21 protein-coding genes are annotated in these 21,399 nt (G+C 33.5%); 9 read left to right on the top strand and 12 right to left on the bottom strand.

Annotated features, from left to right (window positions below; all coding sequences use genetic code 11):
- Positions 1–6 precede the first annotated feature (6 nt).
- On the bottom strand, positions 7–534 hold the full coding sequence (locus tag FNW17_RS12765) for a DUF4199 domain-containing protein (protein ID WP_235892994.1): 528 nt from the start codon (positions 532–534) through the stop codon (positions 7–9).
- A gap of 243 nt (positions 535–777) precedes the next feature.
- Here FNW17_RS12765 and FNW17_RS12760 point away from each other — a divergent pair, with 243 nt between their 5' ends.
- The 3 genes from FNW17_RS12760 to mtaB all read left to right on the top strand — a co-directional run bounded on the left by FNW17_RS12760 (position 778) and on the right by mtaB (position 3,834).
- On the top strand, positions 778–1,029 hold the full coding sequence (locus FNW17_RS12760) for a type B 50S ribosomal protein L31 (protein ID WP_143391223.1): 252 nt from the start codon (positions 778–780) through the stop codon (positions 1,027–1,029).
- A gap of 135 nt (positions 1,030–1,164) precedes the next feature.
- Positions 1,165–2,340, top strand: a complete 1,176-nt coding sequence (locus FNW17_RS12755; protein WP_144071833.1) for a GlmU family protein — start codon at positions 1,165–1,167, stop codon at positions 2,338–2,340.
- 165 nt (positions 2,341–2,505) lie between these two features.
- Positions 2,506–3,834 carry a tRNA (N(6)-L-threonylcarbamoyladenosine(37)-C(2))-methylthiotransferase MtaB gene (gene mtaB, locus FNW17_RS12750; protein WP_143391221.1) on the top strand — a complete coding sequence of 443 codons (1,329 nt, stop codon included), beginning with the start codon at positions 2,506–2,508 and terminating at the stop codon, positions 3,832–3,834.
- Positions 3,835–3,907: 73 nt separating this feature from the next.
- On the opposite strand, the gene FNW17_RS12745 is transcribed toward mtaB, so the two are convergent.
- Positions 3,908–4,624: a 3-ketoacyl-ACP reductase gene (locus FNW17_RS12745; RefSeq protein WP_143391220.1), complete on the bottom strand. Its 717-nt coding sequence runs from the start codon at positions 4,622–4,624 to the stop codon at positions 3,908–3,910.
- Position 4,625: 1 nt separating this feature from the next.
- Entirely contained in the window at positions 4,626–5,453 is an 828-nt protein-coding gene (locus FNW17_RS12740) for a DUF6929 family protein (protein WP_144071832.1), read from the bottom strand.
- A 148-nt stretch (positions 5,454–5,601) separates the two neighbouring features.
- Between FNW17_RS12740 and FNW17_RS12735 the strand changes: the two genes are divergently transcribed.
- Positions 5,602–6,480 (top strand): PPK2 family polyphosphate kinase, encoded by an 879-nt coding sequence (locus tag FNW17_RS12735; protein WP_144071831.1) that lies wholly within the window; start codon positions 5,602–5,604, stop codon positions 6,478–6,480.
- 73 nt (positions 6,481–6,553) lie between these two features.
- Here FNW17_RS12735 and FNW17_RS12730 read toward each other — a convergent pair whose 3' ends face one another.
- The gene (locus FNW17_RS12730) at positions 6,554–7,105 is read right to left on the bottom strand and encodes a hypothetical protein (RefSeq protein ID WP_143391217.1); all 552 of its coding nucleotides are present in this window, start codon (positions 7,103–7,105) and stop codon (positions 6,554–6,556) included.
- Between the two features lie 170 nt (positions 7,106–7,275).
- Between FNW17_RS12730 and FNW17_RS12725 the strand changes: the two genes are divergently transcribed.
- From FNW17_RS12725 to FNW17_RS12715, 3 genes are all read left to right on the top strand, one after another.
- Positions 7,276–8,652 carry an MATE family efflux transporter gene (locus FNW17_RS12725; protein WP_143391216.1) on the top strand — a complete coding sequence of 459 codons (1,377 nt, stop codon included), beginning with the start codon at positions 7,276–7,278 and terminating at the stop codon, positions 8,650–8,652.
- 81 nt (positions 8,653–8,733) lie between these two features.
- On the top strand, positions 8,734–9,642 hold the full coding sequence (locus FNW17_RS12720) for a prohibitin family protein (RefSeq protein ID WP_143391215.1): 909 nt from the start codon (positions 8,734–8,736) through the stop codon (positions 9,640–9,642).
- An 80-nt stretch (positions 9,643–9,722) separates the two neighbouring features.
- Positions 9,723–9,953: a hypothetical protein gene (locus FNW17_RS12715; protein ID WP_132004290.1), complete on the top strand. Its 231-nt coding sequence runs from the start codon at positions 9,723–9,725 to the stop codon at positions 9,951–9,953.
- A gap of 14 nt (positions 9,954–9,967) precedes the next feature.
- Here the strand turns inward: FNW17_RS12715 and FNW17_RS12710 are convergent, their stop codons facing one another.
- The 3 genes from FNW17_RS12710 to FNW17_RS12700 are packed head-to-tail and all read right to left on the bottom strand — an operon-like array spanning position 9,968 to position 12,406.
- On the bottom strand, positions 9,968–10,537 hold the full coding sequence (locus FNW17_RS12710; RefSeq protein WP_143391214.1) for a dual specificity protein phosphatase family protein: 570 nt from the start codon (positions 10,535–10,537) through the stop codon (positions 9,968–9,970).
- A gap of 59 nt (positions 10,538–10,596) precedes the next feature.
- A complete protein-coding gene (locus FNW17_RS12705) occupies positions 10,597–11,463 on the bottom strand; it encodes a lysylphosphatidylglycerol synthase transmembrane domain-containing protein (RefSeq protein WP_143391213.1) in 867 nt (288 codons plus the stop codon).
- Positions 11,450–12,406, bottom strand: a complete 957-nt coding sequence (locus FNW17_RS12700; RefSeq protein ID WP_143391212.1) for a glycosyltransferase family 2 protein — start codon at positions 12,404–12,406, stop codon at positions 11,450–11,452. Before FNW17_RS12700 ends, FNW17_RS12705 begins: the two co-directional genes overlap by 14 nt.
- Before the next feature lie 172 nt (positions 12,407–12,578).
- Between FNW17_RS12700 and FNW17_RS12695 the strand changes: the two genes are divergently transcribed.
- Positions 12,579–14,255, top strand: a complete 1,677-nt coding sequence (locus FNW17_RS12695) for an ArnT family glycosyltransferase (RefSeq protein ID WP_185964833.1) — start codon at positions 12,579–12,581, stop codon at positions 14,253–14,255.
- Between the two features lie 31 nt (positions 14,256–14,286).
- On the opposite strand, the gene meaB is transcribed toward FNW17_RS12695, so the two are convergent.
- Positions 14,287–15,387 (bottom strand): methylmalonyl Co-A mutase-associated GTPase MeaB, encoded by a 1,101-nt coding sequence (gene meaB, locus FNW17_RS12690; RefSeq protein WP_144071830.1) that lies wholly within the window; start codon positions 15,385–15,387, stop codon positions 14,287–14,289.
- A 358-nt stretch (positions 15,388–15,745) separates the two neighbouring features.
- On the opposite strand from meaB, the gene FNW17_RS12685 reads away from it, so the two are divergent.
- Positions 15,746–16,402, top strand: a complete 657-nt coding sequence (locus FNW17_RS12685) for a T9SS type A sorting domain-containing protein (RefSeq protein WP_143391209.1) — start codon at positions 15,746–15,748, stop codon at positions 16,400–16,402.
- A gap of 217 nt (positions 16,403–16,619) precedes the next feature.
- On the opposite strand, the gene nudK is transcribed toward FNW17_RS12685, so the two are convergent.
- From nudK to FNW17_RS12665, 4 genes are all read right to left on the bottom strand, one after another.
- On the bottom strand, positions 16,620–17,201 hold the full coding sequence (nudK, locus tag FNW17_RS12680) for a GDP-mannose pyrophosphatase NudK (RefSeq protein ID WP_143391208.1): 582 nt from the start codon (positions 17,199–17,201) through the stop codon (positions 16,620–16,622).
- A gap of 55 nt (positions 17,202–17,256) precedes the next feature.
- Positions 17,257–18,528: an adenylosuccinate synthase gene (locus FNW17_RS12675; protein ID WP_143391207.1), complete on the bottom strand. Its 1,272-nt coding sequence runs from the start codon at positions 18,526–18,528 to the stop codon at positions 17,257–17,259.
- A gap of 18 nt (positions 18,529–18,546) precedes the next feature.
- Positions 18,547–19,014: a Fur family transcriptional regulator gene (locus tag FNW17_RS12670; RefSeq protein ID WP_143391206.1), complete on the bottom strand. Its 468-nt coding sequence runs from the start codon at positions 19,012–19,014 to the stop codon at positions 18,547–18,549.
- 96 nt (positions 19,015–19,110) lie between these two features.
- Positions 19,111–21,330, bottom strand: coding sequence for a RelA/SpoT family protein (locus FNW17_RS12665; protein ID WP_144071829.1), 2,220 nt, complete (start codon positions 21,328–21,330; stop codon positions 19,111–19,113).
- Positions 21,331–21,399 lie beyond the last annotated feature (69 nt).

Here is a 21,399-nt window from a genome sequence, read left to right as displayed (position 1 = left end):
TATTTTTTATTCTTGAGTAGGTTTGCTTTTAAAGATTAAAGCTAATAATAATCCAAAAAGAGCACTTCCTGCCATGCTAAAAATAGAACTCTTTAATAGTTCAATTGTAGAATATGGATTGTTTTCTTCCATTTTTTTAACCGCCTCAGCGATTGAAGCCGATGGAGCGCCAAAATTTTGCATAGTTTCGGCAGTGTATTTAATGACAATTTCATTTATTGAATCCTTTGCCGAAGGGTCAATAACATTAAATAAAAGGATATTGAAACCTACAGAAATCAATATTCCAATAACAGCAGAAATAAAATAAGTAGTAAAAGCCTCTTTAAATGAGAAGATACCTTTTAATTCTTTTTTGGTTTTTGATAATAAAATTATTCCAATAGTGATGTAAACTAAGAATATTATAATCCCAAGCCACCATTTTACAAATAAATTTAAATCAATTGAATAAATAGCTGTTGTAATCAATGCGCTTACAACACCTGTAATAATCCCATAAGAAATTCCGTTTTTCTTTATAATTTCGTTCATAATTGAAAGTTTTTATTTAATAATCTACAAATATAACAATTCCCAATTTATTCAAGGGTAAAATTCGTTTTTTACGTTTATAAAAAAAATCAAACTAAACATTTGATTATTGAAAAATTAGTGTAAATTTGCACACTCAAAATAAATAATTAGGTTTTAAACAAAACGAGTAGTTGCATTTACACCTTTTTCGAAATCGAGAAAGCTTCAAAATTAAAACGCTCAAAAAATAAATAAATAAAGATGAAAAAAGGAATTCACCCAGAAAATTACAGATTAGTTGCATTTAAAGACATGTCAAATGAAGACGTTTTTATCACTAAATCTACTGCAGATACAAGAGAAACAATCACTGTTGACGGTGTTGAATATCCAGTTGTGAAAATGGAGATCTCTAGAACTTCTCACCCTTTTTACACAGGTAAATCTAAACTTATCGACACTGCAGGACGTATTGATAAATTCAAAACTAAATACGCTAAACACGGTAAATAATATTTATCAGTTTAATAATATACGAAGTCCCGATTTTATCGGGACTTTTTTTATTTTTATTGCGTCCAAAACTTTGTAACTTTGAAATCTATAAGTACGGACAAGTCGCGACTTGTTCCTATCAAAAAACATACTATGAATTATATACTTTTTGACGGACCAGCTAGAAATGCTTTGTTGCCTTTTACCTTTACACGTCCAGTTGCTGATATTCTTATTGGTATTATGACCATTCGTCAAAAATGGGAAATGCGTTTGGGTTCGACCACGACGACATTAACCGAGGAGTATTTGTCGGATAAATTTCCAATGGTGGAAATGGAAGAGAATGTAATGATAAACGCATCCTTTCTTCCCAATGTAATTTTGGCCGAAATGGTCAGTAATCTAACTTCTAATCAAGCTATTTTCAAAGGCGAGGATGTAATTGCCTTTTTTACAAATGAAGAACAAGAGGAAGTGAATTTTGACTCTTATGAAATTATAGAATTCGAATGTGACTGTTTGAGAATCGAGCATTCGTATGATATCTTTTCCAAAAATGCGGCTGCGATTAAAGAAGATTTTGAGCTTTTAACCGAAGATCGAAAATCGCAACCCATTCCTAAGAGTGTTAATGTAATAGATAAAGAAAATATATTTATTGAAGAAGGAGCAAAGTTGGAGTTTGTAACTTTGAATGCTACAAATGGACCAATTTATATTGGAAAAAATTCCGAAATTATGGAAGGCACTGTCATTCGTGGCCCTTTTGCTTTGTGTGAAGGAGCTATCGTGAAGATGATGGCAAAAATATATGGGGCAACCACCGTTGGTCCTTTTTCAAAAATTGGAGGAGAAGTAAATAATGCGGTATTATTTGCCTATTCTAACAAAGGTCACGATGGGTTTTTGGGAAATTCTGTACTAGGCGAATGGTGTAATATTGGTGCCGACACTAATACGTCTAACTTAAAAAATAATTACGAAGAAGTCAAACTGTGGGATTATGAAACCGAAAGTTTTGAAAAAACGGGACTTCAATTCTGTGGATTAATGATGGGAGACCACAGCAAATGTGGTATCAACACCATGTTCAACACAGGAACCGTGGTAGGAGTAAGTGCCAATATTTTTGGTGCTGGATTTCCACGCAACTTCGTGCCGAGTTTTTCTTGGGGTGGGCCTGCAGGTACTACTGTGTATATGACCCGGAAAGCTTTTGAAACCGCTCGATTAGTAATGAGTCGCAGGAATATTGACTTTGACGAGAAAGAAGCCGCTATTTTGCAACACGTTTTTGACGAAACCAAAATTTGGAGGAAAGAGTAATTTGAAAATAATCTAATCGAAATTTAAATAGCCACAATTGCGAAAGTAATTGTGGTTTTTTATTTGTTCATTTTCTATGCAAATTAATGATTTCTTTTTAAAGTTTTTGTTCGTAAATTTGCACACTCAATTTTTTGACAACGATTTCATTAATTGAGCTATTTTATGGAAAACAGAAAAAAAGTAGCGTTCTACACGCTAGGCTGTAAATTAAATTTTTCGGAAACTTCAACCATTGCCCGAAGTTTTCAGGACGAAGGTTTTGATCGCGTCGATTTTGAAGAAGTAGCCGATATGTATGTCATTAATACGTGTTCGGTTACTGAAAATGCCGACAAACAATTCAAGCAGGTCGTGCGAAAAGCAATGAAGCTCAATGACAAAGCTTTTGTAGCTGCCATTGGTTGTTATGCCCAATTAAAACCCGAAGAATTAGCCAATGTTGATGGAGTTGATTTGGTTTTGGGTGCTACCGAAAAGTTTAAAATTACCGATTACATCAACGATTTGTCGAAAAATGATTTTGGCGAAATCCATTCTTGCGAAATCGCAGAAGCCGATTTTTATGTAGGCAGCTATTCCATTGGCGACAGAACTCGTGCATTCTTGAAAGTGCAAGACGGTTGCGATTACAAATGTACCTATTGTACGATTCCATTAGCCAGAGGGATTTCAAGAAGTGACGAACTCGAAAATGTGTTGAAAAATGCCAAAGAAATTTCGGAACAAGGAATTAAAGAAATCGTCTTGACTGGTGTGAACATTGGCGATTACGGAAAAGGGGAATTTGGAAACAAAAAACACGAACATACTTTCTTAGAATTAGTTCAAGAATTAGATAAAGTAGAAGGAATCGAAAGATTGAGAATATCCTCCATCGAACCCAATTTATTGAAAAACGAAACGATTGAATTTGTGTCTAAAAGTCGCACTTTTGTACCTCATTTTCATATTCCGTTGCAATCTGGAAGCAATGAAATCCTGAAGTTGATGAAACGTCGTTACCTTCGAGAAATCTACACAGAACGAGTAAATAAAATTCGTGAAGTTATGCCAGACGCTTGTATTGGTGTTGATGTAATAGTTGGTTTTCCAGGTGAAACGGACGAGCATTTCTTGGAAACATATCATTTTTTGAATGATTTGGATATTTCGTATTTACACGTTTTTACCTATTCTGAGCGTGACAATACCGAAGCTGCAGTTATGGAAGGCATTGTTCCTGCCAATGTACGAGCCAAACGAAGCAAAATGTTGCGCGGATTATCAGTAAAAAAACGTCGTGCTTTTTATGAAAGCCAAATTGGAACTAACAGAACCGTGCTTTTTGAAGCTGAAAATAAAGAAGGGTACATTCACGGATTTACCGAAAATTACGTAAGAGTAAAAACCCCTTGGAATCCAGAATTAGCCAACACTTTACAAGAAATTCATTTGACCAAAATTGATGAAGAAGGAAGCGTTCGAATGGAATTCTTGAATATTGAAGTGTAAATTGAATTAAAGACTTTCTATATATAACAAAACCCCTTTTCGAGGGGTTTTGTTATTTTAAAGAAAAAATATATTATGGATTGGTCGACCAAATACTACTGTTTTTGATAAAAACACGTCGGTTTAATTTAAGTTGGGCGATGATTAATTCGGCCATATCTTCGGCTTGCATTACTTTTTCGGGATTACCGTCAGTAAGTTTAAGTTCTTTGGCTAGATCAGTGGCGACAGTACTTGGTGTAAGAGCGGTTACACGGATATTGTGTTTTCGAACTTCTTGCATCAACGAATCTGTTAATCCTAAAACAGCAAATTTAGAGGCACTGTAAGCGCTTGTTAAAGCATTTCCGCTCAGTCCAGCCGTTGAGGAAATATTGATGATATCACCAGTTTGTCTTTCAATCATATTAGGTAAAACGGCGCGAGTTACATAATAAGTTCCCATTAAATTGACCTGGATAATGCGTTCCCAAGCCGCTGGTTGCAATTCCAAAAATTTTCCAAAAGCAGCAATTCCAGCATTATTGATTAAAATATCGATGGTTTTGAATTCGGCTAAAGCTTTTTCTACGGCAATATTTACTGAATTAATATCAGCTACATCGGCTGTTATTGCTAGTGCCTTCACTCTTAATGAGCGTGCTTTAGCGGCTACATTGTCTATCTCTTCTTGAGTTCGTGCCAATAAAATTACATTGACTCCTTCTTTGGCCAAAGCCAATGCTATAGCTTTTCCAATTCCTTTTCCAGCTCCCGTAATCAGGGCGTTTTTGTTTTTTAAGTCGCTCATTTTATTCTTTATTTAATGTTAATTTATAAATATTTGTTTCCAAAACATCGGTATCATTGTCTTCGCAAATCAGAAATTGGATTTCGGTTTCGGTTTTAGTGTAAAGCGTCAAGCCTTCGAATTTATGGTTATCGGAGATTTTTTGAGTGAATTCGATTTCGAATGTTTGGCTGTTCATTCGACCAATAATACTTCCTAGAATTTCGCCGTCATCATAGGTAGAAATGGTGTTTTCGGCTGTGGCTAAAAAGTAAATTTTATCTTCAACCAAAATGGCATCTGTAAACGAAGTTTCGATGTGTTTGATTTTTGGCAATTGTACTTTTATAAACTCAGTGTGAAATTCAGTTTTGAGAGAATTAATTTTAAAAATTCCGTTTCTGGAATTGACACCATTTCCTCTTTGGAATAAGTGCCATTTTTTCTTAAAAAATGAAGCACCTTCAATATTGAGTTCATCGTCTGAAATGGAAGCAGTTTGTTTTAGATTTTGATACACTTTTGACAAATCTTTTTCAGCTACATTTTTGGTTTCAAGATTGTATGTTATTCTTTTTTCTCTTTTGGGAGTAGACCCAGATCCCAAAATATGGAGTTTATTTCCTTTTAATACAATGGATTCAAAGTCGAATTTGTCTTTTTTTGTGATGTTTTCTTGGCTGTTTGCCAATAGTTTAGTTTTGGATAGTTTTTTTTCGAGAATGTTGTATTCGTAAAGGAATGAACTATTGTCCGAAATAATAAATAAGGAATTGTCTATGTAAACCAATCCTGAAGCAGAACCAATACTAATGATTTGAAATTGTAATTCGAGTGTAAAATTTTGCATAAAATTTATTTTGAAAACGGATGCCCTAGCCCTGATGGAAGCGGCATCCTTTTTGTTTTTGCTGCCAAAAATAAAAAGATAAAGCACACAGCAGGAAACAGCTTCAAATAATTATTATATTTGAATTTGTAAATATAAATCATTCCATATGAAATCTATAAATCCTGATGATTTTAAAGTTGTTGGCAAAATTAAATTGTCAAAAATCCCTACAAATTTGTTTAATGAGGCGAGTGAGGATGATAAAGAAGAGAAATTGGATAAGGTGCAAGCTAAGTTGAGTGAGTTGCAGGACGTGATGTATGCCCACAACAAATATGGTGTTTTGATTTGTTTACAAGGAATGGATACATCGGGAAAGGACAGTTTGATTCGGGAAGTTTTCAAGGAATTTAATCCGCGTGGTGTTGTGGTGAGTAGTTTTAAAACGCCTAATTCGGCCGAATTGGAACACGATTATTTGTGGAGGCATTACCTTGCTTTGCCTGAAAAAGGGAAGTTTGCAGTTTTTAATCGTACACATTATGAAAATGTTTTGGTGACCCGAGTTCATCCTGAATATATTTTAAGCGAAAACTTGCCTGGAATTGAAAAAGTGGAGGATATTACTCCTGTATTTTGGGAAAATCGGATGGATCAAATCAATAATTTCGAGAAACATATTTCGCAAAATGGAACGATAGTGATGAAATTTTACTTTCACCTGAGTAAGGAGGAGCAAAGAAAGCGCTTGTTGAGAAGATTAGAAGAAAAGGAACATCATTGGAAATTTTCGCCTGGAGATTTGAAAGAACGCGAACATTGGGAGGATTATATGAAATTTTATGAAGAAGCGATTAACGAAACTTCTACAGAAATTGCACCTTGGTACATCATTCCCGCCGATGATAAGGAAATGGCACGTTATATAGTGGCAAAAATTATTTGGGAAGAAATGAAAAAACACACTGATATTAAAGAACCGGAGTTGGACGAAAAGGTAAAAGCCAATTTTGAGGAATATAAAAAGCAGCTAGAAATGGAGTGAGACATATTATTGCAAAACATACATTTATAAAAAATGCGCTGAATTACAGCGCATTTTTTATGGGTTTTAATTTTTACAATTCGAAACCGTATGCTAGACGAACACCTAATTGGCCAACACCTTTACCTTGAGAACCATTATTGTTTAATCTTACAAAGTCATTATAGTGTTCATATCGTAAAGAAATGTCCACATATTTTGTTGCATAACCAATACTTGGAGCTAGAAGCAACGAGGTTTTGTGATAACCATTTGTCACTGCAAAAGCTGCTCCAGCTTCACCCATTACATAAAATTGGTCATTCCAAACGAAAGCCTTGAATCCTGCTTTTGCAGGGATAAATCCTAAGTCAGAACCGTCAACTTTGCTTACAAATAGATTTGTAAATCCGGTTGTTAGTGTAATAGAATACCTTTTTGACAGGTCATATTGTAATCTTGTATCTGCTCCTAAAGCTAATTTGTATGGATCGTGAGCAGCATAACCTGCATTTATACCAATTCCCATTTTGAATCCTTGATCATAATTTTTAGAGGTTGTGGTATCTTGAGCTTGTGTGTTACTCGCAAATAGTATCGAAATAGCAAATACTAATACGAACTTGATTTTTTCAATAGTTTTCATAATTTTATTTTTAGTGTTGTATTTATTGACAACATTGCAAATGTAGGTTGGTGTATCAGTGCAGTTATTATAGAATTATTAGTGTTTGTTGTATAATTATGAGTTTATTATTGAAATAGTATTATAGAATTGATTCGTTCTAATTACCTTTGCCAACTAAAAAAAGCAAAGTGAAATTTTCTCAATACACCAAAGAGTTTTCCTATAATCTAAGATTGGCATATCCTGTAATTTTGGGAATGCTCGGGCATACGTTGATAGGAATTGTAGATAATTTTATGGTTGGGAACCTTGGTTCAACGGAGTTGGCTGCGGTTTCACTCGGCAACAGTTTCATCTTTATTGGAATGTCGTTGGGCATTGGATTTTCTACAGCCATCACGCCTTTGATTGCGGAAGCCGATGCTGAGAAAGATGATAAAAAAATCAGAACTACCTTTCATCACGGATTGTTGTTGTGTACTATTTTAGGAATTGCTGTATTCATTTTAATTGTTTTGTCCAAACCAATAATGGAATTGATGAACCAGCCTGAAGCTGTTGTAAGCCTTGCCGCACCTTATATTGATTGGGTCGCATTTTCGTTGATTCCGGTGATTATTTTTCAAGGATACAAACAATTTGCCGACGGTTTGTCACAAACCAAATATTCGATGTATGCGATTTATTTGGCCAATGTGGTTCACATTTTCTTTAATTATGTGTTGATTTATGGCGTTTGGGGTTTTCCAAAATTAGGAATTTTAGGAGCAGCATTGGGAACTGTGATATCCAGAATTATGATGGTGGTTTTTATGCATTATATTCTGAAATACAATGTTACTTTCAAAAGGTATTTTAAGAATTTTAGTTTCAAAGAAATTAGAAAATCAATCTTGATGAAAATCATCAATCTTGGTCTTCCTTCGGCGATGCAAATGTTGTTTGAAGTAACTTTGTTTACAGCGGCAATTTGGCTTTCGGGGTCGCTAGGAAAAAATAGTCAGGCGGCCAATCAAATTGCGTTGACATTGGCTTCTTCTACTTTTATGGTGGCAATGGGTTTTAGCGTGGCGGCGATGATACGAGTTAGTAATGCCAAAGGGATTAGAGATTACAAGCAATTAATTACTGTGGCTCGTTCCATTTTTTTATTGGCCATTATGGTCGAAACTTTCTTCGGAATTGTTTTTGTGATTTCACATAATTTTCTACCGCATTTGTTTTTAAATATGTCCGATGCTTCGCAGCAATTGGATAATACTGAAATAATATTTATTGCTTCTAAATTGCTTTTGGTAGCCGCTGTATTCCAAATTTCGGATGGAATTCAGGTGGTGGTTTTGGGCGCTTTAAGAGGATTACAAGACGTAAAAATTCCAATGTACATTACCTTTGTGGCCTATTGGATTGTGGGTTTTCCAATTTCGTATTATTTAGGAACGCATACTAATTTGGGTGCAACGGGAATCTGGATTGGGCTTTTGGCAGGACTCACCGCTGCAGCTTTATTTTTGTATATTCGCTTTGCGAGATTGACAAAAAAATTAGTTTCGGAAAATATATAATTATAAAGTCTTTTCTTAAAAAATTGTAACTTCTAAATCAATTCTACGTATAATAATCGAACAAATTAATTTTCAAAAAAAATGATACTATTAATTATTATTGGGGTTATTTTACTGATTGTAAGTTTTGCATTAAAAAGCAATGCGAGTAATCCATTTTTCAAGCTTTCGGGACCACTAAGGTTTGCTGGACTTTTAGTCATAGTGTTAGGCGTTTTTTCTTCGATGTTCAAACAAATCGATGCTGGAAAAGTTGGGGTTAAGTCGCTCTATGGAAGCGTTCAACCTGATGTTCTCGAAAGTGGTTTGCATTTGATAAATCCACTTCTTGATGTAACCGATTTTGATATTCAAACCCAAAATTACACAATGTCTGCGGTTCACGGAGAAGGGGCTCAGGAAGGCGATGATGCCATTCGGGTGTTGTCGAATGATGGATTGGAAGTAGTTATTGATTTAACGGTTTTGTATAAAATCACTCCCACTGATGCGCCAAAAATATTCAAACAAATTGGGGTCAATTACACCGATAAAATTGTTCGTCCCGTAACCAGAACTCGTATTCGTGACAACGCTGTTTATTATGATGCTGTGGCTTTGTATTCGACCAAAAGGAATGAATTTCAACAACGAATTTTCAAAAGTATTGAAGAAGATTTTAAAAGTAGAGGTTTGATTTTAGAGCAATTGTTGATAAGAAATATCAATCTTCCTTCTTCAGTAAAAACAACTATCGAAAGCAAGATTAATGCCGAGCAAGATGCCCAAAAAATGACTTTTGTACTTCAGAAAGAAAAACAAGAAGCCGAAAGAAAAAGAGTAGAAGCACAAGGAATTGCTGATTATCAAAGAATTATTTCACAAGGATTAACAGATAAACAATTGCAATACGAACAAATAAAAGCACAAAAAGAAATTGCCACTTCGCCTAACACCAAAATTATTTTTATGGGAAAAGGAAGTGCACCAGTAATTTTGTCTGATAAATAGAAACTGTTTGTAGTTTGTGGTTTGTTGTTCAGAGTGGAGCAACAAACCATAAACCATAAACCATAAACAACAAACTTGAAATGGAATTACCAAAATTTTTACTAGGCGACAACACTGATTTTCCTGAGGATATTTTTATCATTCACCTTGATTATCCTCGATTCATCATCAATCTTAAAGACGATGAGGTGGAGTTTATGGAAGAAGCCGAAGATCTTGATGAAGGAGAATTGAATGTCGAAATGGAAGGTTTGATTGAACAAGCCAACGCATTTTATGACCGTGAAATGGAGCGTTACGAGAAAGAGTAATCTCTACTTTTTTATTATTTTTTAATTTTTTGATATTGATGTAAATAATCTCCCTTAGGAGTTCCTAAATCAAAGGAGCTCCATTTAGTTAAAAGGCGAGTGCTTTTTCTGGCTTCATCAGGATCCATATTTTCATATTCAATTCTATAAATTGCCGAATACATTTCGGCGCGTCCTACTCCGTGATAACAATGGATTAGTACAGGATAATTTTCTGGTTTATCCATAATGGAGAAAAACACATCTAAATTTTTCTGATTAGGAACTTGATCCGAACCATTATTAAAATAATTGACACCTTTTATTTTTGCAATAGCCTCTCTTTCGGCGGTAAGTTCAACGGGTATTTCAGGGTTATTTACATCGTCTCCTGTTCCTGGAAAACGTAAATCAACAACCGATTTGATGTGGTATTTTTTGATGTAATCCTCCAGCTGCTCTGGCGGTATTACGCCTGATTTATAAACTTTCTCTTCGGTAATTGTCTCAAAATTATGATTGATGTTCATATCATAAACATATTTACCCACTCCAACTAGAATAATTATTCCAACTGTTATTAAAAGTTTATTTCTTAATTTCATTTTATTTTGTTTTTTATGGTTGAATTAATTCTTCAGCTTTATTTCGTCACGAACATTATTTAATTTTTTGAATCTTTGATTTTTGTGTTATTGAAATGAAAATATATTCCAAACAAAGATACAAAAGCAGTGAGTATTGAAAACAAAAGTCCGATTGTTACTGCTTTAATTGAATCAAAAACTAATAAAGTTGATGCTTGATAGAGTATCATTTCTCTTATTCCAATTCCAGAAAACGAGAAAATTGAAAGCACCGAAGATAGTAAAAAAGCAATCACATATTTAAAATAATCATCTGTTTCTGAAATGCTTGAAAGCAATAAAACAATACAAAGACATTGTAAAAGTTGTATCAGAATTGATTTTAGAACAGATTTTAGTGTTATTCCCAAAAAAGAAGGGAACAACCATTTTATAAATAAATAGGACGATACAAGTCCAATTACAAGCAGTGCAAATAGTAGCCAAACTAAATTTTCAGTAGTAAAAAAAGGAATAAATAAACAAAAAATTAGGATTAAAATTCCAATAGCAATCAACCCCATTAGTCTATCAATAAAAACGACCGAGGTGAGTTTTTTTATGGGCCATTGGTATTCTTTATTCAAAATATAAATCTTGTAAGCATCTCCTCCTATGCCTCCCGGAATAAAAAAATTGTAAAACATTCCAACGAGGTATAGAATGTAATTTTTTTTTGAGTCTAAATCAAAGCCAGACCATTTGAACAATTGCAATAATCGATTGGCTGATATTAATTGGGATAGGATAAAACAAACTAAAGCTAAGAATAGTAGAAAAGGATTCGATTGTTTTAAAATTAGCCAGACGTCATTCAACGGAATATTAGAAAATACTACATAAAGTAGAATGAAAGTAAGTGCTATTTTAAGAAAAGTAAAAACTAATTTTCTATTTATTTTCATTAGTGTAGGTTCTAATATGTCTTATCTTATAAGGCGTTTTATTTTGAGATTCGTAGTAGGTTCTCATCAACAAATCGGTAACAATGCCGATAGTAAAAAACTGAATTCCTACCAAAATTAATAAGATTCCTAATATCAACAAAGGTCGGGTTCCAATATCGTTGCCCATTAATTTAACTACTAATAAATACAAATTGATAATGACACCAATACCAAAAAAAGTCATCCCTAAATTACCAAATAAATATAAAGGATTTTGTAAATATTTGCGTTGAAAAAGAATTAGTAAAAGGTCATTTATAACTTTAAAAGTTCTCCCTAATCCATATTTTGAAACCCCTAAATGCCTTGCGTGATGTTTTACTGGAATCTCAGTAATTCGAGCGCCATCAATGTGTGCATTTAATGCTATAAAACGGTGTAATTCCCCATAAAGAGGAAGGTTTTTAGCGGTTTCGGCAGTCATTACTTTTAGGGCGCAACCTGCATCTGTAATGTGCAGTTTTGTAGATTTTCTAATAATATAATTGGCTATTTTAGAAGGTAATGTTCTAACAAAACTGTCTTTCCTTTTTTGGCGAATTCCAGTAACCAAATCCCAATCTTCTTTGATGGCAAGTGCTAACATCTCAGGAATATCCGATGGGTCATTTTGCATATCGCCATCCATAGTTACTATATAGTCCCCTTTGGCATAATCTATACCTGCAGCTAGAGCCGAACTTTGTCCATAGTTTCTTTTTAATTCAATAAGAACTACATTTGGATTGTTTAAATCTTTGATTTCTTTTCTAGTATTATCCGAAGAAAAATCATCGATATATATAATTTCATATTTATACCCTTTTAGGCCATTTTCGATAGATTCGGTTAATAAACCAACATTTCCTTCTTCATTATAAACAGGAATTACAATAGATAATAATGTAGTTAAACTACTCATAGTACAATATATTTATGTTGCAAATATAAAACAATAAACCAATTTTGTATTTAGTTCTTGATAAGAAATCTTTTCTTAAATTTGTTTATTATATTTAATGGCTGTTTTTAAACGCTATTTTATCTTATTTTTGCTGGTTTTTAAAATTATAAGTTAACCCTACAACATGTCAATGAACACATTCCTTTCAAAAAGAGATTATATTCCATTATATATATTACTTGCAGTAGTTTATCTTTCAGGATTATGGATTCCACTGATGGAGAATGACTCGGCACAACATGCCACAATGGCTATGCGGATGTTCCTAGAAAATGATTTTTTAAATATTTATAAAGGGGGACAAGATTATCTCGACAAACCACACATGCATTTTTGGTTGGCAGCATTGTCTTTTAAACTTTTTGGAATTTCTCAATGGTCTTATCGAATTCCAGCCCTGTTATTTACACTTTTAGGAGCCTATTCTACGAACCGTTTGGCAAAGGAATTTTATGGATATAAAGCCAGCCATATTGCCTCTTTAGTATTCTTATCCGCTCAAGCCATTATTTTATCAAATCACGATGTTAGAACTGATGCTGTTTTAACGGGAGCAACTATTTTTGGTGTCTGGCAACTTGTGCTTTATGTAAATCATAATAAACTGATTAACGCAGTTCTAGGGGCTATTGGAGTTGCTATTGCTTTTTCGTGCAAAGGGCAATTGGGCGTTTTCGTACCCGCAATTTGCATTCTAAGTTATCTTGCTTATAATAAAAAATGGAAGGCGATTTGGTCTTGGAAAACTATTATTACCATTCTTACTTTTGTATTGGCTATAGCTCCAGTTTTGTACGCCTATTATGTGCAATTCGATTTACATCCTGAAAAAATTATACAAGGACAATCTAATATTTCTGGAATACGATTTATTCTTTGGGATCAAAGTTTTAATAGATTGACAGCCTCTGGTTTTACTGAAACTAGTCCAGATTATTTTTTCTTTTTCCATACACTTTTATGGGCTTTTCTACCTTGGTCTGTTATGGTATATTTAGCTTTATTTTCTAGAATAAAGCTATTTATTGTGTCAAAATTTAAATTTCAATCAGGAATAGAAGCTTTGACATCAATTGGAGTTTTGGCAATCATGATTGTTATTAGTTTTTCAAAATTTAAATTACCTCATTATTTAAATAGTTTATTACCTATTTTGTCTGTTTTAGTTGCTGGATATGTTATTAGTTTATATGAAAATAATAAACTTAAAACTTTAAAAACAGTATTAAATATTCAATATTTCACACTCTCTTTAGGATGTGGATTTGTTTTATTTATTATTTTTTGGTCTTTTCCTATACCTCATTTTGCTTTTATTTTATGCGATTTATTATTATTAATTGGATTAGGTTATATCATTTTTAGCAAAACAAATAGTGCCAAAAAAATGATTTTGATTTCTGTTTATTTTATGATTGTTATAAACTTTTGTTTAAACACTCAGTTTTATCCAAAAATATTACAATATCAAGCCGGAAATAATGCTGCTTTGCTTCTAGAGAAAGAACATATAAATCCTAAAGATGTATATAGGATAGAAGGAGATAAAAATAGTTGGTCGTTGGATTTTTACACAAAACAAACAACTCCCAAAATTACCATAAATAAAATTCCTAAGTATTTAAAAAAAGGACAATGGTTGTTTGTTTATGAAGATCAGATGAAAGAACTCAAAGAAAACAAAATACAATGGTCAAAAGAATTTATGATTGACCATTATAGAATCACTCGATTAAATCTAAAATTTTTAAATCCCAACACTCGTAACGCTAATTTAGAAAAAGCGTTTTTATTACAACTTAAATAAAATGAGATTTAGAAGAACAAGTGAAATGGTATCAGGATATTTTCTTGTAATTTTGGTACACATTCAATAATTCTTGAGCGGCTGCAAAAGGGGATATTTCATCAGTTGAAACCGCCTTTTTAGAAGATTCTAAAAGTTTTATAATTTCAGGATGATTGTAAAAATTACTTTTTAATTGTTCGTTAATGGTTTCCAACAGCCAATATTGATTCTGTTCTTTTCTCTTTTTAAAAAAATATTTATTTCTTTTTGTAAATTCCAGAAACTGCTCTATTGTTTTCCAAACTTCAGGAATCCCATCGTGTGTAATCGCACTACAAGTTGAAGTTATTGGTGTCCAGCCTGATTTTTTGGCGGGAAATAAATGCAAAGCCCTGTTGAATTCTGCTTTTGCTAAATTCGCTTTCTTAATGTTATCGCCATCGGCTTTGTTGATAATAATAGCATCGGCCATTTCCATTATCCCACGTTTTATGCCTTGCAATTCGTCACCTGCACCAGAAATTTTTAATAATAAAAAGAAATCTACCATACTGTGAACAGCAGTTTCGCTTTGGCCAACGCCAATAGTTTCGATAAGAATCGTATCAAATCCGGCAGCTTCGCAAAGGGTTATGGTTTCTCTAGTTTTTCGAGCAACTCCTCCCAACGTTTCTCCCGAAGCCGATGGTCTAATGTAAGCATTCGTATCTTTTACCAATTCTTCCATTCTGGTTTTGTCGCCTAGAATGCTTCCGTGAGAAATTGTGCTTGATGGATCAACGGCAAGTACCGCCACTTTTTTCCCTAATGAAGTTAAATATTTTCCAAAAGCTTCGATAAAAGTACTTTTCCCTACACCGGGAACTCCTGTGATTCCTATTCTTAACGATTCATTGGCATACGGCAAACAAGCATTAATTATTTCATTGGCTTTCGCCAAATGGTTGGCGTTGGTACTTTCGACCAAAGTAATCGCTCGGCTTAAATCAGCAATGTTTCCAGATAAAATTCCGTCGATTAATTCTCTTGAAGAAAGTTGTTTTTTTCTGAACTTCTGAATTTGCTCCACAGCATTTAGACTGATAATTTCGGGTGGTGAAATTCCATCTTTTTCGTGAAGTGCGGAGTGTTTTTTCTTTTCGTTTTTCAAAACTTAAAATCGTTTGAGTAAAATTAGTGTTTAAATATGAATTAATTTTTTTTAGCAATAAATTTAATATGTTTTTGGTTTCAATTTGAAGTGTCAATAAAGTAAAAATAGAATCAAAATTTAAGAAATTTATTTGTGTGAATTGCATAAGAATTGATTCATTAATTTATCGGGTGTAAAATGATTAGTTTTCTAAATCCTAATGATTTAGAGGTATTATTTTAGATATAAAAAAATAATTCATTTATTTTTTTGATATGTAAAAATAATTCATATTTTTGTTAAACAATCGGTTGTATTGTACAACCGATTGTTTAACAAAATATATATAAATAATAACCTTTAAAAAAAATTAATTATGATGAACTTTACTAAAAAAATCTTGCTTACCGCTACTTTAGTAGCAACTTCTTTTGGTTATGCACAAGACACCATGACTGCAGTTGATTTTCCAACTTCAGTAGCTTTGGGATCAACACAAACTGTTAAATTTAATTACACTGCTAGTGTTGATGGTACGTGCGAGATTCAGATTGTTCCCTTAGATGCGAATGATAATACAGTCTATGATGGAGCAATGAGTTATAAAACTGGTATTCCGGTTCCTGCGGCAGCAACGACCACTCTTTTTACTACAACAGCAAATATTGCTTCTGCAATTCCACAAAAATTTATTGATGCAGGGTACACTAGCTACAGATGGTTTACATATATAACAGTTGCAGGTACAACAACTTATTTACAAAGTGCTACTCAATTTGTCAGTTTTACTGGTGGTACAATGGGATTGGAATCTTTCGTAAACCCAAGAGATATGTATGTAAACAAGGCTGCAAAATTACTTGTGGTGAATAAATCAGGTGCTTATGAGTCTGCATCTGTATATGACGTAACTGGTAAAACGGTTATGAATTTTAAGCTTGCTAATGCTTCTAACGTAGATTTGTCTAAATTAACTACCGGAGTGTACATTTTAGTCACTAACGACAACAAAAAATTAAAATTTATGTTGTAGTCAATCAAAATAATTAATTAGAGCCAGCTCATTGAGCTGGTTTTTTTTTTTAATTGTAAAGACTTTTGAGATTAAAAACAAATGATTTTGTTTAGGAATAGTATATAAATTGACCGTCTATAATCAATTGTATTTGTTCTCCTATTTATTAAGACTAACTTGTTGGTTGTAATTATTAAAAAAAGTCAGTTCGAAACTGATCGTCATATTAGATTATTTAAACCAACCCATTTATTTTGGCATATTGCAATAGCATAATAGTTTTAGCATCTTTTATTTCACCAGTTGCAATCAACGCATAAGCTTCCTCAAAAGGCATTTCAATTACTTCAATTTCTTCTTGCTCGTGTTCCAATCCTCCACCTTCGTTTACTTTCATCGAAGCATCATATTCGCCAGCGTATAGATGTAAAATTTCGGTTACGGCTCCCGGAGACATAAAAGTTTCCATAATTTTTTGAACTGATTTTATTCGGTATCCAGTTTCTTCTTCGGTTTCACGAATAATGCATTGTTCAGGATGATCTTGGTCGAGAAGTCCTGCGCATACTTCTATCATCATTCCAGTTTTGTTGCCGTTGAGGTAGGCAGGAAGTCTGAATTGTCGAGTAAGAATGATTGTTTTTTGTTGGCTATTGTAGAGTAATATTGCAGCTCCGTTTCCACGGTCATATACTTCTCTTTTTTGGGTAATCCAAACGCCGTCTTTTCTTAAGAAATCGAATGTGACTTTGTTCAATAAGTACCAATTATCGGAAAGTAACTCGGTTTGTTTTATTTTTATTTTCGGGTTGTTCATTTGAAGTGATTGTTTTAAAAAAAAACGTCCCGATAAATCGAGACGTTCAGTGTTTTTATTTTAAAATCGTTTGCTTTCTATCTGGTCCAACAGACACAATTTTTATAGGAACTTCGATATAGTTTTCTATAAATTCTATATATTCTTTTAATTCGATAGGCATTTCATCATAAGTGGTCATTCCAGTTAGATCAGCTTGCCATCCTTTGAATTCTTTATAAATAGGAGTTACGTTTTCAGTTTCAATATTGTAAGGAAAATGAGAAATTGCTTTGCCTTTGTAGTTGTATTGTGTACACACTTTCAAGGTGGAAAATCCAGAAAGAATATCCCCTTTCATCATCATCAATTGGGTTACACCATTAATTTGGACTGCATATTTCAAAGCTACTAAATCCAACCATCCGCAACGACGTTTTCTACCTGTAACAGAGCCATATTCATTTCCAACTCTGGCCATTGTTTCTCCGTCTTCGTCAAAAAGTTCTGTTGGAAAAGGTCCACTACCTACACGAGTTACATAGGCTTTGAAAATTCCGTATACTTCTTTGATTTTGTTTGGAGCAATTCCTAATCCTGTACACGCACCAGCAGCAGTTGTATTTGAAGAAGTTACATACGGATAAGTTCCAAAATCTACATCAAGCAAAGATCCTTGAGCACCTTCGCATAAAATTGTTTTTCCAGCTCTTTGGGCTTGATTGATATACTCTTCGCTGTCAATAAACTCTATTTTCTTCAATTCCTCGATGGCTTCGAAGAATTCTTTTTCCATTTCATCTAAATTATACTGAATGTTAACATCGTAGAATTTAATCATTTCTTCGTGCTTGTTGGCCAATACACGGTATCTTTCGTTGAAATCTTCCAGTTCAATATCTCCAACACGAATTCCATTTCTACCAGTTTTGTCCATATAAGTCGGACCAATTCCTTTAAGAGTAGAACCAATTTTTGCTTTTCCTTTTGAGGCTTCGGAAGCTGCATCGAGTAAACGGTGTGTTGGTAAAATTAAGTGTGCTTTTCTGGAAATGATTAATTTGGATTTGATATCCATATTAAATTTAGCCAATCCTTCGATTTCTTTTTGAAAAACAACAGGGTCAATTACGACTCCGTTTCCAATAATATTCATTGCAGTTTTATGAAAAATCCCAGATGGAATGGTTCTCAAAACGTGTTTAATTCCATCAAATTCTAAAGTGTGTCCAGCATTTGGTCCACCTTGAAAGCGAGCAATAATGTCATATTTAGACGTAAGGACGTCAACAATTTTTCCTTTTCCTTCATCTCCCCATTGTAATCCTAGTAATAAATCTGCGGTCATTCTATTTATAATTTGTAGTTAGTTTGTTATTTCTTTATTTCGTTTTGTTCCGTATAAATATAAGGAGTGATGTGTGATTTCAATATCGAATATTTCTTCAATGGTTTTTTTGATAGTTTGAATTCGAGGGTCACAAAACTCGATTACTTCGCCAGTATCGGTCATTATAATGTGATCGTGTTGTTTGTCGAAATATGATTTTTCATAATGTGCCTGATTTTGTCCAAATTGATGTTTACGAACTAAACCAGATTCTAATAAAAGTTCAATGGTGTTGTAAAGAGTGGCTCTACTCACACGGTAGTTTTTATTTTTCATCTTGATGTAGAGATTTTCTATATCAAAATGTTCCTCACTATCATATATTTCTTGAAGGATAGCATAACGCTCTGGCGTTTTGCGATGTCCGTTATTTTCCAGATAGATTGTAAAAACATTTTTTACAATTTCTTGATTACTGCTGTTATCAACTGAAATTTGTGTCATATCATGCAAAGATAAATTATATTTTTTAGTTTAGAAGTTTAAGAGTTTAAAAGTTTAGTCACTAAATGCATAACTTTCCCAACTTACACTCTTTTATTAATTTTTATATTCCCGTGTCACTTTATCTACACCATCTATTTGTTTGATATTATCAATTAATTTTTTCAAAATATTGTTGTTTTGAACGATTACTGCTATTTGTCCGTTAAAAATTCCAGCCTCGCCACTCAAAGAAATACTTTGAATATTTACATTCATATTGTCCGAAATTACTTTGGTGAGTTTGTTTGTAAGTCCAATGGTGTCCATCCCTGTAATGTGTAAAATAGCCTTGAATTCCTGTTGTGAAGAGTCAATCCATTTAGCTTGCATAATGCGATACGCATAATTCGATTGGAGACTTATTGAATTTGGACAATCTCTTTTGTGTACTTTAATCCCTTCATTTATTGTGATAAAACCAAATACTTCGTCGCCCGGAATGGGATTGCAGCAGGTTGATAATTTATAATCTAATTTGTCTTGGTCAGCGCCAAAAACCAACATGTCATAATTACTGTTCAGTACTTGTTTGTGAATGTCTTCATTAGAAGTACTAGCTGAACGTTTAATTTTGTTCTTGAAAAAATTAATGAAAGTGTTGCTTTTTTGGGCTGCGTAATCCTTTAATTGTTGATTTTCGATAGCACCAACTCCCACGCGATAAAACAAATCTAAACTTGTTTTTAATTTGAAAAAATTGACTAATTCGTTCACCACCGATTCACTCAAAGTAATTTTTAAGTGTCTCAGTTTTCGAGTGAGTATTTCTTTTCCTTCTTCGGCAATTTTTTTCGTGTTTTCGTTTAGAACATTTTTTATTTTATTTTTTGCTCTCGAAGTGGTTACATAATCCAGCCAGTTGATGGTTGGTTTTTGATATTGGGAGGTTATGATTTCTATTTGATCTCCACTTTTTAATTCGTGATTCAAAGGAACTAATTTTCCGTTGACGCGTGTTCCTCGTGTACGAATTCCAACTTCGGAGTGAATACTGAAAGCAAAATCGAGTGAGGTTGCGCCTTTTGGTAATGATTTTATTTCTCCTTTTGGTGTAAAAACAAAGATTTCCTTAGAATATAAATTCATTTTAAAATCTTCAACAAAATCTACAGCATTGGTTTCAGGGTTTTCTAACGCTTCTTTTAGCAGATTGAGCCAAATGTCTAAACCACTATCTTCAGAGCCGCCTTGTTTGTATTTGTAATGCGCCGCATATCCTTTTTCGGCTATTTCGTCCATGCGTTCGCTTCGAACTTGTACTTCGACCCAGCGCCCTTTTGGTCCCATTACCGTAATATGCAAGGCTTCGTAACCCGTGGTTTTTGGAGATGAAATCCAATCTCTCAAACGACTAGGGCTAGGTCTATAGTGGTCTGTAACGATAGAATATATTTTCCAAGCCAAGAATTTTTCTTCGTGAGGGTTCGATTTGTATACAATTCGCAAAGCAAATTTGTCGTAAACTTCATCAAAACCCACACCTTGAACTTTCATTTTTCTATAAATAGAATAGATTGATTTGGGCCTTCCTTTGATGATGTAATCGAGTTCTTCTGTGTCTAATGCAATCTTTAGAATGTCCGAAATGTCTTTTATATAAGCGTCTTGCTCCTCTTTTGTTTCCTTTATTTTACTTACAATATCATCATAAATAACAGGTTCAGTATATTTTAATCCTAAATCCTCAAGTTTGTTTTTTATTTTATATAAACCCAAACGATGTGCTAATGGTGCATAAATGTATAAAGTTTCTGAGGCAATTTTGATTTGTTTGAAATCTTCCATATTGTCCAAAGTTTGCATATTATGCAATCTATCGGCAATTTTTATCAGGATTACACGCACATCATCATTGAGTGTGAAAAGCATTTTCCTAAAATTCTCGGCTTGCATCGAAACATTCATTTCTTTTTGAACTTTCGAAATTTTGGTCAATCCTTCAACGAGTTGGGCTACTTTTGATCCAAACATCTGTTCGATATCTTCTACTGTTATTGGAGTATCTTCGACCACATCGTGCAATAGTGCAGCGGCAATAGCAGTTGCTCCCAAACCTATCTCCGAAGCCACAATTTTGGCCACAGCAATAGGATGGAAAAAGTATGCTTCTCCAGATTTTCTGCGCTGATCTTTGTGCGCATCCATAGCAACATCAAATGCTTTACGAATGAGTTTCTTGTCTTCGGGTGATAAAGTTTGATAACTTATTCGAAGTAACTCTTTGTATTCGTGAGCAATTGCTTTGTTTTCCTTTTCAAGATCTATTTCTAACATAACAGAATTGTTGATTTTTTAAAAATAGGTATAACTAATGAGATATGCAAACTGGGATTGAATTTATAT

This window comes from Flavobacterium franklandianum (genome assembly GCF_007097365.1).
In the GTDB taxonomy this organism is placed as follows: Bacteria; Bacteroidota; Bacteroidia; order Flavobacteriales; family Flavobacteriaceae; genus Flavobacterium; species Flavobacterium franklandianum.
Note: the sequence above shows the minus strand (reverse complement) of the source record. Positions and strands in the feature narration are given on the sequence as shown.